Annotated in this window: 18 protein-coding genes; 10 read left to right on the top strand and 8 right to left on the bottom strand. The window is 46.6% G+C overall.

The window, feature by feature from the left end; all coding sequences use genetic code 11:
* The first annotated feature begins 4 nt into the window (after positions 1-4).
* Together gmk and AC23P2_RS19375 are read left to right on the top strand one after the other, a co-directional pair.
* Entirely contained in the window at positions 5-571 is a 567-nt protein-coding gene (gene gmk / locus AC23P2_RS19380; protein ID WP_487774729.1) for a guanylate kinase, read from the top strand.
* 3 nt (positions 572-574) lie between these two features.
* Positions 575-2,776, top strand: coding sequence for a B12-binding domain-containing radical SAM protein (locus AC23P2_RS19375; RefSeq protein ID WP_487774728.1), 2,202 nt, complete (start codon positions 575-577; stop codon positions 2,774-2,776).
* Positions 2,777-2,902: 126 nt separating this feature from the next.
* Here AC23P2_RS19375 and AC23P2_RS19370 read toward each other — a convergent pair whose 3' ends face one another.
* Positions 2,903-3,826 (bottom strand): AEC family transporter, encoded by a 924-nt coding sequence (locus AC23P2_RS19370; RefSeq protein ID WP_487774727.1) that lies wholly within the window; start codon positions 3,824-3,826, stop codon positions 2,903-2,905.
* A gap of 333 nt (positions 3,827-4,159) precedes the next feature.
* Here AC23P2_RS19370 and AC23P2_RS19365 point away from each other — a divergent pair, with 333 nt between their 5' ends.
* From AC23P2_RS19365 to AC23P2_RS19330, 8 genes are all read left to right on the top strand, one after another.
* Positions 4,160-4,513 (top strand): cupin domain-containing protein, encoded by a 354-nt coding sequence (locus tag AC23P2_RS19365; protein WP_229598730.1) that lies wholly within the window; start codon positions 4,160-4,162, stop codon positions 4,511-4,513.
* A gap of 67 nt (positions 4,514-4,580) precedes the next feature.
* Positions 4,581-6,494 (top strand): glycoside hydrolase family 88 protein, encoded by a 1,914-nt coding sequence (locus AC23P2_RS19360; RefSeq protein WP_487774726.1) that lies wholly within the window; start codon positions 4,581-4,583, stop codon positions 6,492-6,494.
* Between the two features lie 3 nt (positions 6,495-6,497).
* Positions 6,498-8,045, top strand: coding sequence for a tagaturonate reductase (locus AC23P2_RS19355; RefSeq protein WP_487774725.1), 1,548 nt, complete (start codon positions 6,498-6,500; stop codon positions 8,043-8,045).
* A 21-nt stretch (positions 8,046-8,066) separates the two neighbouring features.
* The gene (gene uxaC, locus AC23P2_RS19350; protein WP_487774724.1) at positions 8,067-9,476 is read left to right on the top strand and encodes a glucuronate isomerase; all 1,410 of its coding nucleotides are present in this window, start codon (positions 8,067-8,069) and stop codon (positions 9,474-9,476) included.
* 93 nt (positions 9,477-9,569) lie between these two features.
* Complete coding sequence (locus AC23P2_RS19345) at positions 9,570-10,619, top strand: PfkB family carbohydrate kinase (protein WP_487774723.1); 1,050 nt, start codon at positions 9,570-9,572, stop codon at positions 10,617-10,619.
* 80 nt (positions 10,620-10,699) lie between these two features.
* Positions 10,700-11,365 carry a bifunctional 4-hydroxy-2-oxoglutarate aldolase/2-dehydro-3-deoxy-phosphogluconate aldolase gene (locus AC23P2_RS19340; protein WP_487774722.1) on the top strand — a complete coding sequence of 222 codons (666 nt, stop codon included), beginning with the start codon at positions 10,700-10,702 and terminating at the stop codon, positions 11,363-11,365.
* A 54-nt stretch (positions 11,366-11,419) separates the two neighbouring features.
* A complete protein-coding gene (locus AC23P2_RS19335; RefSeq protein ID WP_487774721.1) occupies positions 11,420-12,721 on the top strand; it encodes an MFS transporter in 1,302 nt (433 codons plus the stop codon).
* Positions 12,722-12,723: 2 nt separating this feature from the next.
* Positions 12,724-13,149, top strand: coding sequence for a nuclear transport factor 2 family protein (locus tag AC23P2_RS19330; protein ID WP_487774720.1), 426 nt, complete (start codon positions 12,724-12,726; stop codon positions 13,147-13,149).
* Between the two features lie 261 nt (positions 13,150-13,410).
* Here the strand turns inward: AC23P2_RS19330 and AC23P2_RS19325 are convergent, their stop codons facing one another.
* The 7 genes from AC23P2_RS19325 to AC23P2_RS19295 all read right to left on the bottom strand — a co-directional run bounded on the left by AC23P2_RS19325 (position 13,411) and on the right by AC23P2_RS19295 (position 24,226).
* Positions 13,411-14,043 carry a carbohydrate-binding family 9-like protein gene (locus AC23P2_RS19325; RefSeq protein WP_487774719.1) on the bottom strand — a complete coding sequence of 211 codons (633 nt, stop codon included), beginning with the start codon at positions 14,041-14,043 and terminating at the stop codon, positions 13,411-13,413.
* Between the two features lie 36 nt (positions 14,044-14,079).
* Positions 14,080-15,336 carry a DUF2264 domain-containing protein gene (locus tag AC23P2_RS19320; RefSeq protein WP_487774718.1) on the bottom strand — a complete coding sequence of 419 codons (1,257 nt, stop codon included), beginning with the start codon at positions 15,334-15,336 and terminating at the stop codon, positions 14,080-14,082.
* Positions 15,337-15,367: 31 nt separating this feature from the next.
* Positions 15,368-16,483 (bottom strand): lactonase family protein, encoded by a 1,116-nt coding sequence (locus AC23P2_RS19315; protein ID WP_487774717.1) that lies wholly within the window; start codon positions 16,481-16,483, stop codon positions 15,368-15,370.
* A gap of 215 nt (positions 16,484-16,698) precedes the next feature.
* On the bottom strand, positions 16,699-18,288 hold the full coding sequence (locus tag AC23P2_RS19310) for an MGH1-like glycoside hydrolase domain-containing protein (RefSeq protein WP_487774716.1): 1,590 nt from the start codon (positions 18,286-18,288) through the stop codon (positions 16,699-16,701).
* A 159-nt stretch (positions 18,289-18,447) separates the two neighbouring features.
* Positions 18,448-21,174, bottom strand: coding sequence for an alpha-d-galacturonidase (locus AC23P2_RS19305; protein WP_487774715.1), 2,727 nt, complete (start codon positions 21,172-21,174; stop codon positions 18,448-18,450).
* A 73-nt stretch (positions 21,175-21,247) separates the two neighbouring features.
* Entirely contained in the window at positions 21,248-23,086 is a 1,839-nt protein-coding gene (locus AC23P2_RS19300; protein ID WP_487774714.1) for an exo-alpha-sialidase, read from the bottom strand.
* A gap of 237 nt (positions 23,087-23,323) precedes the next feature.
* The gene (locus AC23P2_RS19295; protein WP_487774713.1) at positions 23,324-24,226 is read right to left on the bottom strand and encodes a glycoside hydrolase family 43 protein; all 903 of its coding nucleotides are present in this window, start codon (positions 24,224-24,226) and stop codon (positions 23,324-23,326) included.
* Positions 24,227-24,267 lie beyond the last annotated feature (41 nt).

Raw genomic sequence — 24,267 nt, 5'->3', positions numbered from 1 at the left:
CGCTTTGGAAGGAAAACTCATCATCTTCTCCGCCCCGTCTGGTTCTGGTAAAACCACTATCGTTAGACACCTCCTTACTAAGTACAACAACTTAGGCTTTTCTATTTCGGCCTGCACCCGCGACCGCCGTGGCCGCAACGAAGTGGATGGTAAAGATTATTACTTTCTCACGCCCGACGATTTTAAGAAAAGAATTGACAACAACGAGTTTGTTGAATGGGAAGAAGTATATCCTGGAGGCTACTACGGTACGTTAAAATCAGAAATCGAACGCTTGTGGGCCAGTGGCAAACACGTCGTTTTTGACGTTGATGTAAAAGGCGGGCTCAAGCTAAAAGAGTATTTCCATGAACGGGCATTGGCCATCTTTGTAAAAGCTCCCAGCGAAGAAGCCATCAAAGAACGCCTCATGTCACGCGGGACAGAAACCGAAGACAGCTTGTCTAAACGACTCTTCAAGGTAAAATTTGAAATGTCATTCCAAGATAAATTTGACGTTATTCTAGTCAATGATGATTTAGAAGCTGCACTTGCCAAAGCCGAAGAATTGGTCGAAGACTTTACAAAATAGCAGTTGCAAAAGGTTTTACTACTCACTCCGCCTTTCACTCAGCTGAATACCCCCTACCCTGCTACGGCCTACATCAAGGGGTTTTTGAACACGCTGGGCGTTGTTTCTCACCAAGCCGATTTGGGGATTGAAGTCATTTTGAAGCTATTTTCGCCCCAAGGACTTACCCAACTCTTCGATTCCCTCGAAAAAGCCGAGCATGACATAGAGCTTACCGAAAACGCGTTTCGTGTCTATCACCTTCGCGACGAATACATCGCGACCATTGAACCCGTTATTTCGTTCTTACAAAATAAAAATCCCACCCTCGCCCACAGCATCTGCGACCGCGCCTATTTGCCTGAAGCTTCCCGCTTCAAAGACGTAGAAGACCTCGATTGGGCGTTTGGAACCATGGGTACGCAGGATAAAGCCCGCCATTTGGCGACTCTCTACTTGGAAGATTTGGGCGATTTTCTGCAAGAGGCCATCGACCCTCATTTTGGATTTAGCCGCTACGCCGAACGCTTAGGACGAACTGCCACGCATTTTGACGAACTCTTGGCCGAACTTCAAAAGCCTGATACGCTTATTACCGTTTTTCTCCACGAATTGTTGGAACAGAAAATGCGGGCATTCCAACCTACCATCGTTTGTTTGAGTGTTCCTTTTCCTGGCAATTTGTTTGGAGCGCTAAAATGCGGTCAGTACCTCAAAAAACACTACCCAACGGTCAAAATCGTGATGGGAGGTGGCTTTTGTAACACCGAACTACGCTCACTTTCTGACCCGCGCGTATTTGATTACCTCGATTTTGTATGCCTCGATGACGGTGAAGCTCCCTTGCGCACCCTGCTCGAATACCTAGAAGAAAAGCGCTCTTTGATTTCACTCAAACGTACTTTTGCTCGTACCAACAACCAAGTCGTTTATTACAACGGTGCGTCGGAGAAAGACGTAGCGCAACGAGACACTGGAACGCCCGATTATTCCGATTTATTTTTACTGGACTACCTATCGGTCATTGAAATCGTCAATCCAATGCACCGTCTTTGGAGCGATGGACGTTGGAATAAATTGACCCTTGCCCACGGTTGCTACTGGGGAAAATGTTCTTTCTGTGACATTTCGCTGGATTATATCAAAAACTATGAACCCCTCACGGCGGCGTTGATTTGCGACCGAATCGAAGAAATTATTGCCAAAACCCAGCAAAATGGCTTTCATTTTGTGGACGAAGCCGCTCCACCCGCTTTACTTCGTGACGTAGCCATTGAAATCATTCGCCGCAAGCTAACCGTCGTTTGGTGGACCAATATTCGTTTTGAAAAAAACTTTACCCACGATTTATCTTTATTACTCAAAGCCTCGGGCTGCATTGCCATGTCAGGTGGATTAGAAGTAGCCTCTGACCGCTTACTGGCGATGATGAAAAAAGGTGTGACCGTAGGACAAGTAGCTCGCGTAGCCGATGGATTTACCCAAGCTGGCATCATGGTTCACGCTTATTTGATGTACGGTTTCCCAACACAAACGGCCCAAGAAACCATCGATTCGCTCGAAATGGTGCGGCAATTATTTGAAAACGGCGTTCTCCAATCGGGTTTTTGGCACCGTTTTGCCATGACCTCGCACAGCCCCGTGGGTTTGGCGCCCGATGCTTTCGACGTGCAACGCATTGGGCCTAGCTTCGGAGGTTTTGCCGACAATGATCTGTACCACGACGACCCCAAAGGTGCCAACCACGATTTGTATAGCGAAGGGCTTCGTAAGTCTCTCTTTAACTACATGCACGGAGTAGGTTTTGATATTCCATTGTCAAAATGGTTTGCTACCAAAACCCCAAACACGACCATTCCATCGAATTACATCCAACGGCAAATGGCGCAAAACGAAGATAGCGTTCGTAAAAATGCTTTTGTGGTTTGGCTTGGGAAGCTCCCTAACGTGGAGTATTTTGAGGTAAAGCAAGGGAAAAAAGTTATCGAACTCGCGGAATTACATTTCTTCGACAAAAAACACGATTGGAGTATTCAAGTCCCCGCCCAACAGGCGCATTTTTTGGAGGAGTTGTTTCCTAAAATCGCGGTTCACCTTTTTGAACAACCGCTTGCTTACCAACAATTACAAACGGAGTTTGAAACAGCCCAATTGGGAAGTTTTTCGGCATTTTCTAAAACGCCGACTTGGAAGAAACTCCGTGAGAATGGATTGCTCATTTTATAAAAGAGAGGGGCGTCGGAGACGCGGGGCCGTGTTTCGCCCCGACGAGACGTCGGGACGAGCTCTTAGGGCGTTGGAGACGCGGGGCCGTATTTCGCCCCGATGGGACGTCGGGGCGAGCGCGAGCAGTTAGGCTAAATTTAGCCCTACAACGAGCCCCCACATGAGCAAGAAACTGATAATCAAAGAGACATTCACCAACACGCCCGCGATTCGAGAATCGTAATTGAGCTCATCCGCAAAGGGAAGAATCGTCATTCCAATTGGTAGAATTACACAGACAATCAGCACATTGCGAAACATGGAAGGCTCAGGAACAAACGTGTAAAGCAACACAACCGCCAATAGCCCACAGCCATACCGAATAGCCAGCACCTTTGCCACCGCCCATACTTGGCTCTTTTCGAGGGCAAAACTCATGTAAATCCCCATCAGCAAAAGCACCAACGGCTTGTTGGCTTTGGCCAGTACGTCCAAAAAATCGTAGGCAACCGTCGGGAGTTCGATGTCGAGGGCGTTGATAGTTAAGCCAATAAACATGGCTTGCAGGGGCGGAAGTTGGAGTACTTTTCGCAGCACTTTTTTAAATTCTACAGAAGCCCCTTCCTCTTTTACCGCAAAATAACTTCCCACCGAATAGACCAATCCGAAAGTGATGATGGTGTTACCAATGTCGAACATCGCCACGTAAACCAGCCCTTCCCTTCCCCAAATTCCCTCAATAATGGGAAAAGCAAATAAACCCACATTAAGCCCCCCACAGGCCATCGTCAGCATTCCTCTTATGCGGTCGGGGTATTTGGCAAACCAAAACCAGCCAATCAGGGTCATGATCACTCCCAAAGCAATGCAAAGCAAAGGGCTAAAAAACAAGGCGGGTTTAAAATCAATGCGAATCGTGCTGACAATCATCAACGCAGGAAACGTCGTGTGCATCAGAAATTTAGAGATTGATTTCCCGTCTTTTTCGGTCACAAAATCAAATTTTTTAATCAAAAAACCCATTGTAGCAATGCCAAGGGTAATGAGAAAAACGCTGTTGGTCTGATTCATCGGAGGTGAGTTGAAGAGCGAATGCGAAGCACTACGAATGCAAAACTACAAAAGTGCGTTGGAAGGACGACCAAAAACTTTGAAAAGTCTAATTTTTAGGCCAATATTTTATGCGTACTTTTTGTTGAGATAAAGCGTCAAAAAATGGCATTTTCTTGCCTGATTACAATCTATTTTTTGTTAAGTACAATTTTGCAAACGTTATCGGTAACGATTGCGTAAAAATATCGGCGCAAATCGTTGATTTACTCCATAATTAAAAATAAACTCAATCCTACCAAACTACAAAATTGGTAGTCAAAGCCAACACATTCATAGCTAAAAAATACAATTTTGAACTCTTCTATTCATCCTGCATTCGAGAAAGCCTTGGTGGCCGACGGTGACATCCCTTGGGAAAAAGTTGACGATAAAATCCAACGGAAGATTATGTCCTTCTCCAACGAGTTAATGTTGGTCAAAGTAGCCTTTTTACAAGGAGGAATAGGCACTATGCACAAGCATCCTCATTTGCAAATCAGCTACGTAGCCAGTGGAGCTTTTGAGGTGACGATTGGAGACGAGCGTCGTTTGCTCCAAGCAGGAGATGTTTATTTTGTCCCTTCTAATGTATTGCATGGCGCGGTATGTCACGAAGAAGGGGTACTCATCGACGTATTTAACCCACTCCGCGAGGATTTTTTGTAGCCTAAGGTACAGGAAAGCATTACCACAAACAGTCATTACTTTTAGCCTCCATTTTTTAACTATCAATATGAAACGCGTTCTTCTACATCTCATCGTAGGTATATTGGTGGCCTACACAGCTACCGCCCAAAAAGCGCCCTATTCGGTACGCATGGCTGAGTCGTTTATGACTTGGCACAAAGACTCCATCATGGTCAAAGAAAACAAACCTGCCAGTTGGGATTATGAGCAGGGCTTGATGTACAAAGCCATCGAAAAAGTATGGAATCGGACAGGCAACGGCAAATACTACGAGTACGTGCGCCGCGATATGGATCGCTATGTTCAAAAAGACGGCTCTATCCGTACTTACAAATACGACGATTTTAACCTTGATAATATCCCTACGGGCAGGGCCTTGTTGACCTTGTACCAACAAACACAACCCGACAAAGATAAGTACCGCAAAGCCGCCGATTTGCTTTGGAAACAAATTGAGAACCAACCCCAAACCAAAGAAGGTGGATTTTGGCACAAAAAGCGTTATCCTTATCAAATGTGGCTCGACGGCTTGTTTATGGCCGAGCCTTTTGCCGCCGAATACAGCCTTATTTTTAACCATCCTGAGCATTTCGACCACATCGCCAAGCAGTTTACCCTCATCGAAAAATACGCCGTTGACCCCAAAACAGGCTTGGTTTATCACGCTTACGACGAAAGTAAAGAGCAAAAATGGGCAGACCCAAAAACGGGTCTTTCACCTCACTTTTGGAGCAGAGCGATTGGCTGGTACGCCATGGCATTGGTCGATGTCTTAGATTATATGCCCGCCAACCATCCTGAACACGCCAATCTTATCAAATACCTTCAACGCCTTGCTCCTGCCTTGGTAAAATACCAAGACGCTAAGTCGGGCGTGTGGTACCAAATGACTACCCAAGGAACGCGCAAAGGAAACTACTTTGAAGCGTCGGCTTCGTGCATGTTTGTGTATGCCCTCGCCAAAGGCGTACGCATGGGATATTTGCCTGCCACTTACCTTGCTTCGGCCAAAAAAGGATACGCGGGTATCTTGAAAGAATTTGTGGAAGAAGAAGCCAATGGCACCGTTAGCCTCAACAAAACAGTGAGTGTGGGCGGCTTGGGAGGCTCTCCTTACCGCGACGGTAGCTATGAATATTACTTGAGCGAGCCCATCCGTAAAAACGACCTCAAAGGCGTAGGGCCGTTTATTTTTGCCAGTGTAGAAATGGAAATTGCCGCAGAAAACAGCCTCGGAAAAGGCAAAGTGGTGGCAGCAGATTATTATTTTAATCATGAATTCAGAAAAGACCACAATGGCAACCAAGAACAATTCCACTACACGTGGGAAGATCGCCAGCACTCAGGTTTTTGGCTTTGGGGAACCATTTTTCGCGATTTGGGGGCCAAAACCACCAGCATTACGGCCGCTCCAACCGCTGCTAACCTCAAAAACGTCAGTGTCTATATCATCGTTGACCCTGACACCAAGAAAGAAACTGCTACCCCAAATTTTGTTCAGGATGCCGACATCAAAGCCATTAGCGCTTGGGTAAAAGCAGGCGGGACGCTCGTGCTCATGTCTAATGACACATCCAACTGCGAACACCCTCGCTTCAACCGTTTGGCCAAAGAATTTGGACTCCAGTTTTTGCCCAAAAACGTCAACATGGTACAAGGACAGCAGTGGGAACAGGGACGCGTGGACATTCCAGTGGGGAATGCAGTGTTCAAAAACACCAAAGCCGTTTACATCAAAGAGTTATCTCCGTTGGAAGTAACAGCTCCCGCTCAAGCCCTTGTCACGCAAAAAGGCGACATCATCATGGCCGTATCGAAAGTCGGCAAAGGGACGGTTTTTGCCGTGGGTGACCCTTGGCTTTACAACGAATATACCGACGGTCGCCGCATTCCGATGACATACGAAAATTTTTCGGCCGCCAAAGACTTAGCATCGTGGTTATTGAACCCAAAAAAATAAAAAATGAGCTATTTATCTATAAACAAATTACCTCAACTTCGCCAACATCCTAACTTGGTGGTACCTGAGGCATCGTTATTCGACCTTCCAGAAAAAGTTTTACAATTTGGAACGGGGGTATTGCTGCGAGGCTTACCCGACTATTTGATTGACAAAGCCAATCGCCAAGGCGTATTCAATGGCCGCATTGTTGTGGTAAAATCAACTGACTCGGGCGATTCGGCTGCTTTCGACGAGCAAGATGGTTTATATACGCTTTGTGTGCGCGGGATTGAAAACAATGAACTCGTCGAAGAAAACATCATCTGCTCGGCAATCAGCCGCGTGCTTTCGGCCAAGTCGCAGTGGGAGACCATTCTTGAATGCGCAAAAAATCCTGAGCTGCAAATTATTCTTTCCAATACCACCGAGGTAGGCATTCAACTCGTTCAAGACGATATTTCGGACACACCTCCTACTTCGTTTCCTGGCAAATTACTGGCATTTCTTTACGCTCGTTTCAAAGCGTTTGGGGGAAGCCAAGAATCAGGTTTGGTGATTGTTCCGACCGAGTTGATTCCTGATAACGGAACCAAATTGGAGTCGATTGTGATTGAACTAGCCCACCGCAACGGCCTAGAGTCTGGCTTCTTTGACTGGCTCGAAAGTGCCAATCATTTCTGCAATTCACTTGTTGACCGCATTGTGCCTGGCAAACCCGACGCCAACACTTGTCAAGCGTTGTACGATGAACTAGGCTACGAAGATAAATTGCTGACGTTGAGCGAAGTATTTCGTCTGTGGGCCATTGAGGGCGACGAACACGTCAAACAAGTTCTTTCATTTGCCACAACCGACGATGGCATTTTTATTGAGCCCGATATTAACTTGTTCCGTGAACTCAAGCTTCGCTTACTCAACGGCACGCACACGCTTAGCTGCGGGTTAGCTTACCTTGCGGGTTATGACACGGTTATCAGCGCCATGCAAGACGAAATTATGGCTTCTTTCATCGGCAATTTAATGCTGGCCGAATTGGGATTAGCCATTCCGTACCCCATGGACGACAAACGTCCGCAGCGGTTTGGAATGCAAGTGATTGACCGTTTCCGCAACCCACACCTCAATCACCAGTGGCTTAGCATCACGCTGAACTACACCTCCAAAATGAAAATGCGAAACGTAGCCACGTTGCTGCGTTATTACGAAATTTTTGACTGCGTTCCTCAATATATCTCTTTAGGATTTGCCGCTTACTTGTATTTTATGAAACCAGTTGCCAAAGAAGGTTTTGTGTATTTTGGTGAACGTAACGGCATTCCTTACCCTATTCAAGACGAAAAAGCTGAGTATTTCTACCAAAAATGGCAACAATACGATACCGCAGAACTTGTTGAAAAAGTGCTACAAGACAAAACACTTTGGGACACCGACTTGTCGCTTTTACCTGGCTTTACACAAAGTATCATAGATAACTTAGAAAATATGCTCGACAATGGGGTAAAACAGTCCCTCGAAAGCTTTTTTCTAAGACATCCCTCTCAGGTAGCCGAAACGAACGAGATTCTCTAAATTTAATCCTCATTTACTAACATGTTGGTAACTAAGACATTTCTTGACGAAGATTTTTTACTCCAAACCGATAGCGCACGCACACTCTACCACGAGTTTGCGAAGCAAATGCCTATCATTGATTATCATAACCACCTTCCTCCTGACCAAATCGTAGCCGATAAAACGTTTGAAAACCTCACACAAATTTGGCTCTATGGCGACCACTACAAATGGCGGGCTATGCGTACCAATGGTATTCACGAAAACTATTGTACGGGCGCTGCTAGCGATTACGAAAAGTTTGAAAAATGGGCCGAAACCGTGCCTTATACGCTTCGTAATCCACTCTACCACTGGACTCACCTTGAGTTGCAGCGCTATTTCGACATTCACGAAGTTTTAAGCCCTAAAAGTGCTCGCCGTATCTATGATGAGTGTTCGGAGAAACTTCGTACACCTGATTATTCGGTGCGTAACTTGCTCCGCAAAATGAACGTCGAAGTAGTTTGTACTACCGACGACCCACTCGATACATTGGAATACCACCAACAATTAGCTACAGAAGGAACGCTTGAAATTCAAATGCGTCCCGCTTTCCGTCCTGATAAATTTATCTTAATTGGCAACGCCAACTTTGCTACTTACCTCCAAAAATTAGGGACTATCGTTGGTTTTGAAATCAACCGCTACGATGACCTTACCAAGGCACTCCGTGCGCGCGCCGATTTCTTTGCTTCTTTGGGCTGTAAATTGTCTGACCACGGCCTAGAGCAAATCTACGCAGCCGACTTCACACCCGAAGCAGCCGATAGCATTTTGCAAAAAGCACTTGCAGGACAAGCACTGTCTCAAAACGACATTTTGGTGTATCAATCGGCCATTTTGCACTTTTTGGGCACCATGTACCACGAACTTGGCTGGACGCAACAGTTCCACTTAGGAGCACTTCGCAACAACAACGCGCGTGCGCTGCGTCTTTTGGGGCCTGATACAGGCTGGGATTCGATTGGTGACTGGTCGCAAGCAATGGCATTATCGAAATTCTTAGGCCGCTTGGACGAATACGACCAATTGGCCAAAACCATTATCTACAACCTCAATCCTGCCGATAACGAAGTGATTGCCACCATGATTGGCAACTTCAACGACGGGTCGATTGCGGGTAAAGTCCAGTTTGGCTCTGGTTGGTGGTTTTTAGACCAAAAAGACGGCATGGAAAAACAAATCACGGCCTTGTCGAACATGGGCTTGTTGAGCCGTTTTGTAGGTATGCTCACCGACTCTCGTTCGTTTCTGTCGTTCCCTCGCCACGAGTATTTTCGTCGTATTTTGTGCAATATGTTCGGAAATGACATCGAAAACGGCGAAATCCCCAACGATATGGAATGGGTTGGCCAAGTGGTTCAGAACATTTGTTACAATAACGCAAAACAATACTTTGGATTTTAGGGCCTTTTCTTCTCAAGCCCTAAGATTCATTAGGTTTTCATTTTTCGTGCAGGCGGTTGCTCACAACCGCCTATGTACTAAAAATATAGCACTATGGACATCAAAAATAACGTAGGATTGGGGACTATTTGTTGCTTCGGGGAAGTTCTCCTTCGCTTTTCGCCTCAGTTCAACGGAGAATGGATTAAGCACACAAACATGCCTGTGTTTGTGGGAGGAGCCGAGCTCAATGTGGCCAATGCCCTTGCCAATTGGAACATTCCCGTTCGGTACAGTACCATCATGCCCGAAAACCAACTTTCGGTCGAAATCAAAGAATACTTAACCCAAAAAGGCATTGATACCACGGGTATTCGCCATTTTGGAAGCCGAATTGGGGCGTATTACCTACCGCAAGGCGCTGACCTCAAAAACGCAGGCGTGATTTACGACCGCGCGTTTTCGTCGTTTTCCGAACTTGCCGTGGGGAAAGTCAACTGGGAAGAAGTGTTAGAAGGTTGCTCTTGGTTTCATTTTAGTGCCATCAGCCCCGCCCTCAACCAAGACGTAGCGGATGCCTGTAAAGAGGCTTTGGAAGTAGCTTCCCGCAAAGGACTGACCATTTCGGTGGACCTCAATTACCGCGCAAAACTGTGGCAATACGGCAAAAAGCCTACTGACATTATGCCCGAACTGGTCAAGTACTGCGATGTCATCATGGGCAATATTTGGGCTGCCAATACCCTTTTGGGCATTCCTGTTGACAAAACAGTGGAGGTAATTCATACCCAAGAAAGGTACTTACAACACAGCATTACCACTGCCGAGGCCCTTCAAGCGGCTTATCCCAAATGCAAAGTGGTAGCGCATACGTTCCGTTTTGACGCCTTTGGACAAGGGATTGAGTATTACACCACCCTCTACAAAGACGGGCAGCAGTACGTTTCGCCTGAATTTACAACCGATAAAGTAGTCGATAAAGTAGGCAGCGGTGACTGTTTTATGGGAGGGCTGATTTACGGATTAAGCCAAAATCATGCTCCGCAAGACATTATTGATTTTGCGGCGGCGGCAGCTTTTGGTAAATTACAAGAATATGGCGATGCCACCCAACAACGCGTAGAAGATGTACACGAAACGCTCCAAAGTTTGTTAAGCAACTAAGACTTTCCAAGTTTACAGTTCTACCTAAACATAAAACTTGGAAAGTCTTAAAATAGATAACCATTAATTCCCCCTCAGAAATGGCCTTTGAACCACAAAAAGTCTATCAAACCTTAGCCACTGCCCCAATTGTCCCCGTGTTTTATCATGCCGATGCCACCCTAACTTGCCAAATTATCAAAGCGTGTTATGAAGGTGGAATTCGGGCGTTTGAGTTTACCAATCGTGGCGACAAAGCCAAAGAAGTTTTCAAAGTATTGCGCCAATACATAAGTACAAACTACCCAGAAATGGCTTTAGGTATTGGAACGATTTTCAATGGACAGCAAGCCGAAGAGTTCATAGCAGCGGGTGCCGACTTTTTGGTACAACCCGTTACGTCTCCCGATGTTGCCGACGTTTGTAAAGCCCATAACATTGCTTGGATGCCAGGTGCGATGACCATCTCGGAGGTGTATAACGCCACCGTACTAGGCGCCGAAATCGTGAAGATTTTCCCTGGCAATGTGGTTGGGTCTGGCTTTGTAAAAGCACTTAAAGGCCCCATGCCTGCCACCAAAGTAATGGTAACGGGCGGCGTAGAACCCACGCCAGAAAGCCTCAAAGAGTGGTTTGGAGCAGGGGTAAGCGCCGTGGGAATCGGCTCGCAGCTTTTTCCAAAAAATGTCGTTGAAGCAGGCAATTTCGAAGAAATTACTCAAAAGATAAGTGCTCTAATTAGTTATTACCAAACCCTTACAAAGTAGTCGGTTGATCCTAAACAACCTGCTACATTACAAGGATTAAAACCCTTCTACTAAATGGAAAAAATCGGTAATTATCGCTGGACGATTTGTGGTCTGGTGTTTTTTGCAACTACCATCAACTACCTTGACAGGCAAGTTATTAGCCTTCTAAAATCCACCCTTTCTGAAGAACTCAATTGGAATGATGGTGACTATGCCAATATTGAGATTGCATTTAAACTATTTTATGCTTTCGGGATGCTTGGTGCAGGACGTTTAGTGGATAAGTTGGGTACTAAAATTGGCTATGCAGTGGCCACTACATTGTGGAGCGTCGCAGCAGTAGCCCATGCTTTGGTCAATACGGTTTTCGGGTTTGCAGTAGTTCGCTCAGCGTTAGGTATTACCGAAGCGGGCAACTTCCCAGCTGCGATTAAAACCGTAGCAGAGTGGTTTCCTAAAAAAGAACGTGCTTTTGCCACGGGGATTTTCAACTCAGGCACCAACTTTGGAGCGATTGTAGCCCCGCTTTCTGTGCCGTTTATCGCGGCCGAAATGGGCTGGCAATGGGCTTTTATTATTACAGGGATGTTGGGCTTTATATGGCTAGTGCTTTGGCTAATGTTTTACGAAACGCCAAGCAAAAGCCCCAAACTCTCTAAAGCCGAATACGATTACATTCACTCTGACGCGGCGGAGGTATTGGCCGATAAAAACGATATAAACAAACCACAAGTGCCTTGGGTCAAACTATTAGGTTTCAAACAAACATGGGCTTTTGCACTTGGCAAACTCCTCACTGACCCTATCTGGTGGTTTTACTTGTTTTGGTTACCCGACTTTCTTCAAAGCCAATACAAACTCACAGGTACTGAAATCGCGATTCCTGTGGCGTTGGTTTATACGTTATCCACGATTGGAAGCGTAGGTGGAGGTTATATCCCTATGTATCTTATCAAGATGGGCTGGCCTGTCTTTAAGGCCCGTAAAACTTCGATGTTAGTTTACGCACTTTGTGTGTCACCTATCGTTTTTGCTCAAATTTTGGGTGGTATAAACATGTGGTTGGCCGTTTTAGTCATTGGTTTTGCGGCAGCAGCTCACCAAGCATGGAGCGCCAATATTTTCACGACAGTTTCTGATATGTTTCCCAAATACACCACGGCCTCTGTCACTGGAATCGGCGGTATGTTTGGCGCACTGGGTGGTATTTTGCTTTCACTGTTGGTTCAGAAAAACATGTTTGTCTATTACCGTTCTATTAATCAAATCGAAACGGCGTATTACATCATGTTTTTTGTGTGCGGCGCAGCTTATATTTTGGCCTGGGTGGTTATGCACTTCTTAGTACCAAAAATGAAACCAGTTGATTTGTAATCATGAAAAAGGTAATCTTTGTGCTTTTTCTTAGCGTTTGCTCGTGGGCAGCGCAAGCACAGTCGAAAGATGAAATAGCGGTAGCCAACGCCGTCGAAGCGCTCAAAAAAGCGATGATTGATGCTGATAAAACTGCCCTCGAAAACCTTGCCACTGATGCGCTGAGCTATGGTCATTCGGGCGGCAAAGTGGAAGACAAAGCCGAGTTTGTTCGCGCTATTGTCAGCGGAGAATCTGATTTTGTTACTATTGACCTGAGCGAACAAACCATCAAAATTGTGGGCAACAATGCCATCGTTCGCCACAAACTTTTTGCCAAAACCAACAATAAAGGACAAGCAGGAACTGCTAACATTGCGATTCTACTCGTTTGGCAAAAACAAAAAGGGCAGTGGAAATTGCTGGCGCGCCAGGCGGTTAAGCTTTAATACGTGAGTCGGGTTGTGAGCAGCCCGACTACTTCAAGAGGCTGTCCAAAAAGTCTGGTATCACCAAATTATCTTCAGCGTCTGTTCAACCTCACGGCAGCGGCCGGCCGTCCCCTAAATCCCCCTCTCCTTTCTGGAGATGGGGACTTTTAAAGCCCTTCTCATGGAAGGACAGGGCCGCCTGAGCGGAAGGGTTGGGATGAGGTTGAAACCAAAGAATATTTTGTAACCTGTTACTTTTTGGACAACCTCTTTTATTTTTTATTTCAAATGTAATGTCCCAAAAGAATCGGGGCGGTGGAATCTTGGCGTAGCACCACTCATGGTGGGGCTCCAACACAAAAAAGCACAATCGGCAGGGCTGCACTTCCAGTCAGCATTTGAATGCGATTGAAGCGAGACAATGCGGTAAAAATTGAAGCGATAGGTATCTTTCTTCCCTCCCAACAACGTCCACGGAATCTGCATTTTACCCGACCACGTATCGCCTGCGGTCTTCACTTCGTGTTTTATTCCTGCTTTTTCGTAAGGGACAAACGCCAAATTTTGCGGGGCTTCTTTCGTGGGGTTTTCAATCCACCCCACAAACAGCGCATTAGTAGGATTAATTTCTAGTTCCAAATACCGCGTCGGAATGGCTTCTCCTTCGGCAATAAACAACTCAAACACTTCCTGATTCCACATATCGGTATTGTGCCCTCGGTAGCTATTTTCTTTCCAAAAAGGGTTTTGGCCGCACTCAAAATCAATGTACAAATACGTGTCATCGTAACGAAGTTTTACGAGCGTAGGCTGAGGTGCCATACGGCCGTCGGTAGCGTATTTGAATTGTGTTTCGGGCAACGTCAACCATTGCTGGGAAGTTAATGTAACAGAAGGATTGGCAAGATTCATGAGAAATAACGATAGTAGAAAACTGTACATAATTGGCTAATAATTAACGGCTCCGTCTTTTTTAAAGGGCTTTCCCGACCATGCTTTCTTTTGCGTCCATTCGGCATCGGTATCGCTCCAGAAAGGGTCAGATGCAGGTAAGCCAAGCGGCAAAAAGCCCAACGTAGTCAGGTACATACTTCCTGAATTGGAATACGAATCGGCAATCGTGGGCTGGTGTCCCGCAAAGCCCAGCGTCAACCAGCCTTCTTGGTCGAACACCCCTTCTTGCGAAAACATCCGCTTGATGACGGCCGTCAGGGCACAACGCGCCTGCGACGGAGTGACGTTTTCGGGTAGCTGATGAATCAATGCAGCGTGTGTCAACGACTGAAACGCAGCTACTCGGTACGTAATACTACGACCGAAGGCAGGAAAAGTACCTTCGGGAGAGATTAAACGTTCCAAAAAATCGGCATGACGCTGCATCCGTTTTACAGCTTTGGTATATCTATCTTGCAATGCTTGGTGATTGCCCGACAGCGATTGACGTTTGTTAACCTCTAACCAAGTTTGCAGCACATCCACGAGCATGGGTTGGATTACAAACGAATTGTAATAATCAATGTGAAACACTTCGCCGTCTTTAAACCAGCCATCTCCTACGTACCACTCCTCTATTTTTCGCACGCCAAACTCAATGCGGTAACGGTCGGCATTTTCACCAATCGACAACAAGAATGCTTCTACAATAGCCGCAAAAAGTACCCAGTTGTTATTGGGCGGAACTACCCGACGTAACAGCGTAAACTCCTCAATCACACGTTTTTTAGCAACCGCATCCAATGGCTTCCAAAGGGCATCGGGCGCTTTGAGAAACGCCTGTGCCAGAAAGGCGGCATCCACCAGCGTTTGGCCTTCTTTTCGCCAAAGCATGTAGTCGGGCGAGTCAGGATTAACGCTGTTTTCGATGCTTTTGAGGGCATATTGTTTGAGTTTTTTACGCAATGTACCTTCTTCGGTATCATCATCGGGCAACGCCAACCACGGCGCTACGCCTACGATGGTACGCCCAAAAGCCTCCAGATACGCGACTTTGGCATTGCGATTGTCCCACGTGGGGCTAAACTCCACTTTCCAGTTTTTGACCAGCGTGTGTTGGCTCAAATTTTTCAGGACGGGTTCGGCGATTTTGTAAAGTAACTTGGCCCAGTACAGGCGCACGTTTTCGGCGGCGGGGTCCGATGGCTTTTGCCAATTCAGCACACCCCACCCCAAAGCAGCGTTGGTATGTAGGAAATTTCGTCGGTTCATTAGTTTCTTTTATTTCTCAATTTACCCCTTCTTACTCCAGCACTTTCAAACATACAGGCATTGATACTTTGATTTCTTTGCCAGTGGGCGTCAATTTTCCTGTTTTGGTATCCCGACTAAAAATCACGACGTTATCGGTATCTTGATTCGCCACAAGCACCCATTTTCCCGTAGGATCAATCATAAAATTACGGGGCGTTTTTCCGAGTACGTCTTGGTTACCAACGTAGGTAAGTTCCCCCGTTTTGGCAGCAATGCTATAAATAACTAAGCTCTCTTGGGCGCGGTTAGAGCCGTACAAAAACTTACCATCGGGCGAAATGTGAATATCAGCGCACCACATACGCCCCGTGTAGCCACTGGGGAGCGTCGTCACCGTTTGTATAGGGGTTAACTTTCCTTTTTTGTATTCAAAACTTGTCATCGTTGCGTCCAGTTCGTTGATGGCATAGGCCCATTTTCCGTTGGGATGAAACGTAAAGTGGCGCGGCCCCGCCCCTGGCGTAGCCGCCGTAAATGCAGGATTTCCAGGCGTAAGGCGCCCAGCTTTGGTATCGAGGGTGTAGGTCATGATTTTATCCATGCCTAAATCTGGCACAAACACATCGACGTTGTTAGGAGCCACATTGATAGAATGGACGTGTGCTTTTTCTTGCCGTTGTGCATTCACACTTTTGCCTTCGTGCTGAATGGTCTGGGTAGCCACCCCAAGCGAGCCGTCGGCTTGTACGGGCAAAATACTCAAACTACCACCGCCGTAGTTTCCTACCATTACCCACTTCCCCCTTTTATCAGTGGCGACGTGACACGGGCCATTTCCTCCTGCCGATTGGGTATTTAATAGGCTCAATGTACCCGTATTTCGGTCAAATGAATACGAATTTACCGCTCCGCCATTTACTTCCGCGACCGAATACACAAAACGCTTATCGGGAGAAATCGCCAAAAAGGAAGGATTTTTGACCCCTTTGGCAATACTTACTGGGTTAAAATCGCCCGTTTCGGTATTGAATTTATAGACATAAATGCCTTCGCTGGTTTTTGTTGTGTAGGTACCAATAAAGAGGTATTTTTCTGAGTTTTGCCCCCATGCCCCTATGTTGAGTATTGCCAATAGGCCAACCAGTAAGAATTTGATTCGTTTCATTCTGTCCGTTTTTTATAAAAGTAAAAAGCGAACTCCGCAAGAGTCCGCTTTTTAAAGGATTTTGGATGTGTTTCTTACCCAACCCGTCCCAAAACTGTACTTTGGGGACGCTATGGATTAGTGTCTCTGACACGCTTGCATCAAAAAAGGCGTCGGAGACGCTGGGCCGTGTTTCGCCCCGATGGGAAATCGGGGCGAGCTGCGCGCGGGGCGTGCTAAAGTTTGAACTTTATTGGTGCTAATTTTTTGGCGCGGCCTATTTCTTTCCCCTCCACAAATACACGTAAACCTTTGCCTTTTTTGTAATGCTTACCCGTTTTATCCCAAAGGATTGTCACACTTTTTCCGTGGTACATAACCTTATCCAAACAAAACCAATCCCATTGATTTTGAGGCACTAATGGGCGAATTTCCAAAATATCATCGGCGCGGGGTTTGAGCCCAATCAAATCGCTGATAATCAAATCGGCGTAGCCCGAATGGTTGTAAAATTTACTTCGCGGGTCGTCACCTTTGAGCCAGCGGCCATTTTTTTCGTCTTGGTATTCTCCGAGGTACAACTTACCATTCATTTGGTGGGAACGAGCATAACGATGAAGCTCATCGTAGAAAACCTGCGGCGTCATGCTCCCGTGGTTCTTGTAATTATTAAGCAAATTTGAAAGCCCTCGGAGCGTCTGAGTCGTCGCAAAAGGCCAGACGGGGCCGTCCCACTCACAACCATGTCCCGAGCCATGCGTACGAAATAAAGGGTGACGGCGCTCGGCAGTAGTCAGCCCCCAAGGGGCTCGAAAGCCAGTCGTATCGGTGAGTTGCTCCCACTGTCGGGCGTATTTTGGGGCATCTTCGGGTAGGTTGAAGTACCACGGAATAAACCCAATGGCCTCGCGGGCGTTGTCAAGGCTACCGTTTTCGTGTTTTACTTTAAAGAATGAAGCTGATTCATCCCACAAGTTTTCATGGACAAGGCGTCTGAGTCTTTCGGCTTTTTGCTGGTATTTTTGGCGTAAGGTATCGTTCCCCACAACCGCCGACATGCGAGACAGAGCGAGGGCGTTGCCGTACATGTAGCTATTGATGGTCGGGCGGATGTTTTTTTCTTTTCGCGAGCCACTTATTGATTCTTCCATGGCGTCGCGCACGTCAAACTGCCAAAAAAGCTGCGTTGGTAGCATTTTTTCCGTCTCCCACTTACGATAATCGGCCTCTAAATCGAGCAGTGTTTGTTGCACAAAAGCTTTATCTAAGTTTACCAAATACCGACCATAAACGGCATCGTCCACCCAACTACTGAAAGCATGAAAACGCTGGACGGTATGTTTTGGGTCAACGTACAGCCAAAACGAAATGTAATCGTTGAGATACTGCGGATTGTGTAACCAGCGCCCTTCATAAATATGATGCCCCAAAGCGCTGCTAATGGCATTGTACTTACCCGCATGATTGACTTTGGTGATAAACTCGGTAAAAATAAAACCTTCAGGCGTTTGTTTGAGATGCTTTCGGAACGACCACCAGCGGTAGTTATAGACCGTACGAATGACGGAATCGGGGCAATCAAAGAGCGGAATATTTTCTGAAAGCCAAGCAAACGATTGCTCGTTGGTGACGTGGTTTTTGACCGCTTCGTCGTCGATGGAGTTAAAGTAAGCAACGTCTTTTTTGAGTTGGTCGGTGGTTAAAACCGTTGCTTTTTGAGCCACCCCCTGAAAAGGCAAGAGGGCAAGGAGCAAAAATTGGACCGTCGCACGGCAAATTTGCAAGGGATAAAAGGTAAAAAGTAGATTACGTTTTTTTGTGGACATCGGTTAAATTTTTTACTTGTCACCTTGAAAAGAGTCTAATTTCTTCTTTTGTGGTCGCTCGCGTTCCGCGTGTGACGATTATTAAAATGCCTCTGGCATAATGTTTTCGGGGCTGGAAGCCCAAAAATTGTCGTCACTCGCGAGACGCGAGCGACTGCATTACTCAAACAGCCAATCAATATTTTTCTTGTTACCAGCCATACCCGCGTCGAAAATGGGGATGGCTTGGTTTCCTTTCATAAACCCTAGAATGAGGCACGCTCCTTTGCCCAAATTCAGGGTGTGGGTGCCCGCCCCAAACGAGTACGCGTGGACGTTGGCAGGTGGAAAGCCGTTGACCAAAACAGCATTTGAAATTTTGATTTCAGCCTGCCCATAGTCGTTGGCGCTGGCGTCGGTTTCTAACTCAGGAGTTGGTAAATAATTGGCTTTCTTTTCATTGAAAAACCCAACCAATAATTTCACTGGCTCTTGCGTCGTGAAAGTCAGGGTTGTGCGTTGCGATTGTAGTTGGTTTTTGGCCAACTTAATTCCTTTCAGCGCCTGTAATTCGGGCGCAATTCCGCTAATCACCGCCGCCGTATCGCTAAAAACGGTTTGTCCCTTTACCGCCGAAAACCATGCTGCTTGCGGACTCTGCAAGGCCACTTCGGCGGGTTGTAATATCACCAATTGCTTGGTAGTTTGCGAACTGTGTGTTTTGAGCGAATCAATTTTATACTTGAACGTTTTCAACTCTTTTTCATAAACTGGCAACATTTCTGTCCACGTCTTATACGCACCCTCAAACCCACGCATCGGAATTTTGCGTTGCTGCGTTTGCATACTGTTGGCGTACAGATAGGTGTCTTTGGTCAAGGCAACGAGCTTGGCGTAATGGCCCACGCTTTTTTCCAGATGAGGCAATGCTTTTTCCAAATCACGCACATCGTTTGAGTACTTAAAACGTAGCGTTGCTAGAGCCGCCCGTGCTTTTTCGGCATAAAAATTCGCCATGGCGTCTTGGCAATGTACGTCGTTACGAAGGCGGCCAAACTCTTCCTTGTTTTGAGTAACACTTGCGGCGGCGCGTTCAATCGCTTCCACGGCCTTTTGACCATGTACCACCACTTCGTCGGCCACGATAACGGGCGTTTCCCCAATGTGCGACTGTCGGTTCCATTCTTTTTCAGCGTACTCAATAATCATTTCACCTTCAGGCGCTTCCGATTCATACATGAGCGTAAACAAACCATATCGAAATGGATTGATAAGTTGGGTCATCAACATGCCCAACGTCAGCGTTTGGCGATTTCCGTCCGTGATTCCGTATCGGCGAAGAAGTTTAGGGGAAATTTCTCCTGTTTGTTCGTAGGCTTCCAACACATCTTTGCCTTTGTCGAGTGGTAAGCCGTATTTTTCCGCCAATTGGTTGCCCCAATAATTGATTTCGGCGGGGCGCTCCCGTTTTGAATTCCACGCGTATCGCGCCCACGTTTTGTACCAAATCCAATCACGATCCAGTTGAAAAAGACGTTTTTCGGCTTTATCGGCCGTATAAGGCCAATCCCAATACGATGCCTGCGGATACAAATGAAGGCCATTGGCTTCATATACATTGTGCATGGCTTGTACCGATTTCTGAATAAAATCAGCCGAGCCGTAGCGAAAAGGCTCCAAATTGGCCAAAATATGCACATTTTCGACGTGTACCGTTCCGATTCGACTTAGGCTACGGTGCAAATCCGCCCACTTACCCCGAGGCGTGTAGGTCGTTAGCGCTTCGCCGTTGTACTTGGCCATGGTGTAGAGGTTTTTGTACAAAGGCAACGCTGCTTTCATCACCCGAGGGGCGTCGGTATCGTGGGCACGGAGAACAATGGGTGGCTCCGTCGTTTTCCCCAAGGCTTTGAGTCCATCTTGGACGCCTGGAATAATCGTTTTGGTAAACCAATCTACATCATCTTGCCCCTGTCCCTCCATGGCTTCCCCGAGGGTAATGAGTAATCCAACGTTGGGGTATTTTTCGACAAAAGCCGCAATCGACTTACGGGTATAATCGGCAATGAGCGGCACAATCGGGCGGTTGCGGTCTTGGGTTTTAATGCCGTGTTTTTCGGCGAAAGGTTTAGAAACAATGATGTTATAAAACATCTGAATCACCCATATTCCGCGCTTATCGGCCTCGGCGGTGAGGAAACTAAAAAGTGCTTCATTTTTTTGAAACGTTGCCTCGTCCACCTCCAACGCGTACGGGTAGTCTTTCAATTTTACCAACGACGCAAACGGGTGTCCGTTCCATAAATAGAGCGAGTTGTACCGATTTTCAACCATCATGTCTAAATACCTAATCCACTGTGCTTTATCGTACAACCACGGAAACGTTTCGGGCGTGTAAGGATATTCATATACCTCACGACCAGGCAAATAAACGGGCTTTTGAACCCCGATACACGTACCGCGCAGCACCATTTCGGGTTGGTCTTTGAGCGAAAGTTGCTGGGGTAATCGCTGATTTTTCTTGAGTTGCTCCGCCAATTCTAAACACCCATACAACACACCCGAAGCATCTGCTCCCGCAATAAACAACGGAGAAGTGGGCTGCTTGAGGAGTTCAAAACTTTCCTTTGAAGAGCTCGCTGCAAGCGTTACTTTTTGACCAAGCGTCAGTTTTTGGAAGGTTGGGTCAGTAGCCAAACCCACCACAATTTGGTAGCTATTTTTAGTGATGCTTTTGTTCAAAGTCACTTGATAACCCGCAACGCTCAAGGCAGTTTTTAGCTTTTCTACCCCAAAATTCACCCGTGCGTTCGGGTCAGTTGCCCAGATGTTGACGGTTTTTTGGGAAAAGACAGCCTTAACCGAAAACAGGATAAGACATAGCCAATAAAATGGTTGTTTTCTCATGAATTTGTATTTTTTGGAACACAGAGGTTCACAGAGTTAGACACAGAGTATCATCACTGAGTATGCCAAAACATCAGTTGTTCGCCGTTTTCAATGATTTTATCACAAACACGGCTTCCGTCTCCACGGCGCTGCTGTTAGGCAAATCATAGTTTTGGTCGGTGGGCGTATCGGCATCGGGGAAACGGCGGACTTCGCCCGTGCGGAAAACAACCCGTTTGAACGAGGCCACGGGAGCAAAATAGACTTTTGCCCCCTTGCTTTGGCCATTTACAAACACATTAAAAATTCGTTTGCTTTGGTCGAGTTCAAGGCGAATTTCGTAGGCTTTTCCTGCTTCGTATTTCATAATGCCCGAATTTCGGTAGCCGACTTTGGCTTTCAGTTCCCCATCCGCATCAAAAATCAAACGCGTTGCGGCGCTGCCTTTGGCGTCTTGTAATTCAATGTGCAAGCGTCCTTTGTCGGTTTGTTGGGGAACAACCGTAAACGTAATCTCCACTTTCTTACTTTCAGGAATAATACGTTCGGCTTTGGCGTAGTCAAACGCGTCGCTGTCGCGTAGCACCAAGTTTTTGGAACCATCCGCCGCTTTTTCCATTTTTACCGAGGCGCGCAATGGACTAAAAACATTCCAATAGTTGAGTTCTTGTCCCGAAGGTAAATCGTTAAATACCTCATTGACGTGCGTTTTTACTTCGTCAGTGATAGGAACGGGAATTTTTGACACCCAAATATCCTCTTTATTCATGCTGTACGTTACCCACAGGTTTTTATCAGGTGGCGTACCATTTCCTTCTTCGATTCCCCGAACATACTGAGGCCCGTACGATTTGTAATTTCCTCCGTAGCGCATGGACGTAATTTCGCCATTGACCAACAACAAGTTATCGTAGGTAAGGCCATCTTTACTGACCGATACCGCCAACGGCCAGCGAAACTCCGCAGGGTTATAGACCGTGGCATAGCGCCCATCAGACGTCCTTTGTCCCCAAATTTTAGCGTTGCTGTTAACAAAGCCTGGTGCCCGCAATGGCGCATACAACCACGTTTTGCCGTTGTCCTTACTTACCGACGTCAAGGCATGTTTCCACAAACCAACGACGTTTCCATTGGGCAAATGATAATAACTAAACGCCTTTAGCTCCCGCTTCAACGGTACGAGAGGGTCGTCGCGGTCGGCTTCTTCGAGCCATTGCTGCATCATGAGCGGGTTGGCCAACAGTTCGTTGCAAGCCTCCACAAAACCAGCATCGTTGGAGGTGGTATAAAACGGATAAGCCGATTTCGACTTGTCCCAAGTAGCATTGTGACGAATAAAATAAATAGGTCCAAACCGTCCATCGGGATAAATTTCACGCACCACTCGTCCAATTCCTTTCCCATCGTTCGGGTCATCTTTGGCATCCAAGGCAATCCCGTAGTACGCCAACGTCAGCAAGCGATTTTTTTTCGATACAAAAAAGCCCATGCGTTGGTGCATGACAGCATCTAAGTTTTTGGCCACGCCCGCATACCCTTGTTTTGTCCAGCCGTCAGGAATACGATACGTCGGAAAAAGCACCGTTGGGGTTGTCCATTGATAGCCGTCTTTGGAGGAGGTAATGAGCGTCGCCCCAGGCGGAACGTGTTCTCCGACGGGATTGCTTAAATAATGCAAGTAAAAGGTGTTGTTCCAATACACGAGCATTGGGGCGTGGTTGTAGGTCCAATCCAGCGCCGTTCCGTTTTTACTTTCACGGTCGGCCCTGAATACCTGAATGTTATGCACTCCCACCGCAGGACTCAATTGCCCGTGGTGGTAGTCCACGTTGGAAAGCGTTTTGCCTACGTAACGAATGGTGTCTTGGGCTTGGACAACTGTGCCAATTAGCCAAGCGAGTAAGAGGATAAAATGGTGTTTGTGCTTCATTTGTACCAAAGTTAGTCAGGGCTAAAGCCCCTCTCTATTACGTTTTTTTCATGCCCCACGCTAAAGCATGGGGTTATAAGAGTTTCATTTCTTCTGTAATTCGCCTTCTTTATCTTTTCATGCCCCACGCTAAAGCATGGGGTTATAAGAGTTTGTTCCCTCTCCTCCTGTAACCACGTCCTTTAGGGCGTGGATCAGCCTTAGCTACTCAGCAAAAGGGCTTCAGCCCTGGCCTACTCACTCCAGTAAACCTTTTAGTACTTTTTTACTTCCTTTAAAAATCGTCCCATGCTTGTGTCCTTGCGGCACAGCGATATGGGCATTGGCGTCGCTAAAGGTGTTAAAATCTTTGGTTCGGACGGCGTCGTACCGCTTATCTTGGTAGGTATCAAAGTAAATCAGCCATTCGTCTCCCGTTTTCACTACCGAAGGCCCTTCCGTAAATTTTTTGCTAAACGGCACCGATACGTTTTCAAAAGGGCCTAACGGCGTTTTACCAAAGGCAACTTTCAGGTTTCGTTCAGGACGAGTGTTATCTTTTAGAACCAACACATAGTCGTTTTTTTGACGCTTGACAATCACCGCATCAATCACACTAAAACCTGGGTCAAAAAAGAGTTGGGTAGGGGTAAATGTCTTAAAATCTTTGGTTGTGGTACAATACATTCGGTGGTTGTTGTCTTCATCTTCAATTCCCCGAGGAAAACGAAACGGAATCGTGGAAGCCCAAATAATGATAAATCGGTCGGCTTCGTCGTCATAAAATAGCTCAGGCGCCCACACATTGACGGTGGTTGGCTCATGCGCCATCACAGGCAAGAGCCGTTGCTCCGACCAGTGAAGCAGGTCTTTCGAACTGGCATAGCCAAACCCTTTGTCTCCCTTCCAGCTCGTTGTCCAAACCAAATGATACGTACCGTCTTTTCCTCTTGCTATTGAGGGGTCACGCATTACTTTCTGCGTTCCGATTTCGGGCTTCAATAAGGTTTTATTGAGGCCATTCCAGTGACGCCCGTCGTAGCTGTATAACATTCGTAAGCCCTCGTTGGCGGGCTCGTGAAAAGAAGTAAATAGCCACACGTCTTTGCGGCACGAGCAGCATAAACATGTGAGGAGAAAAAGGAATAAAAGTCGTTTCATTGGAAAACGTTAATGGTTTGACCCTTTTCAAGGTTTAGAAC

This window comes from Runella sp. R0.1_18 (assembly GCF_057652155.1).
This window is presented reverse-complemented; position numbering and strand designations above follow the sequence as displayed.

Bases quoted from the DNA above. Each gene is read 5' to 3' on its own strand.
- AC23P2_RS19370 (WP_487774727.1), bottom strand. From the start codon at position 3,826: ATGAATCAGACCAACAGCGTTTTTCTCATTACCCTTGGCATTGCTACA.
- AC23P2_RS19360 (WP_487774726.1), top strand. From the start codon at position 4,581: ATGAAACGCGTTCTTCTACATCTCATCGTAGGTATATTGGTGGCCTAC.
- AC23P2_RS19355 (WP_487774725.1), top strand. From the start codon at position 6,498: ATGAGCTATTTATCTATAAACAAATTACCTCAACTTCGCCAACATCCT.
- uxaC (WP_487774724.1), top strand. From the start codon at position 8,067: ATGTTGGTAACTAAGACATTTCTTGACGAAGATTTTTTACTCCAAACC.
- AC23P2_RS19345 (WP_487774723.1), top strand. From the start codon at position 9,570: ATGGACATCAAAAATAACGTAGGATTGGGGACTATTTGTTGCTTCGGG.
- AC23P2_RS19340 (WP_487774722.1), top strand. From the start codon at position 10,700: ATGGCCTTTGAACCACAAAAAGTCTATCAAACCTTAGCCACTGCCCCA.
- AC23P2_RS19335 (WP_487774721.1), top strand. From the start codon at position 11,420: ATGGAAAAAATCGGTAATTATCGCTGGACGATTTGTGGTCTGGTGTTT.
- AC23P2_RS19330 (WP_487774720.1), top strand. From the start codon at position 12,724: ATGAAAAAGGTAATCTTTGTGCTTTTTCTTAGCGTTTGCTCGTGGGCA.
- AC23P2_RS19325 (WP_487774719.1), bottom strand. From the start codon at position 14,043: ATGAATCTTGCCAATCCTTCTGTTACATTAACTTCCCAGCAATGGTTG.
- AC23P2_RS19320 (WP_487774718.1), bottom strand. From the start codon at position 15,336: ATGAACCGACGAAATTTCCTACATACCAACGCTGCTTTGGGGTGGGGT.
- AC23P2_RS19315 (WP_487774717.1), bottom strand. From the start codon at position 16,483: ATGAAACGAATCAAATTCTTACTGGTTGGCCTATTGGCAATACTCAAC.
- AC23P2_RS19310 (WP_487774716.1), bottom strand. From the start codon at position 18,288: ATGTCCACAAAAAAACGTAATCTACTTTTTACCTTTTATCCCTTGCAA.
- AC23P2_RS19305 (WP_487774715.1), bottom strand. From the start codon at position 21,174: ATGAGAAAACAACCATTTTATTGGCTATGTCTTATCCTGTTTTCGGTT.
- AC23P2_RS19300 (WP_487774714.1), bottom strand. From the start codon at position 23,086: ATGAAGCACAAACACCATTTTATCCTCTTACTCGCTTGGCTAATTGGC.
- AC23P2_RS19295 (WP_487774713.1), bottom strand. From the start codon at position 24,226: ATGAAACGACTTTTATTCCTTTTTCTCCTCACATGTTTATGCTGCTCG.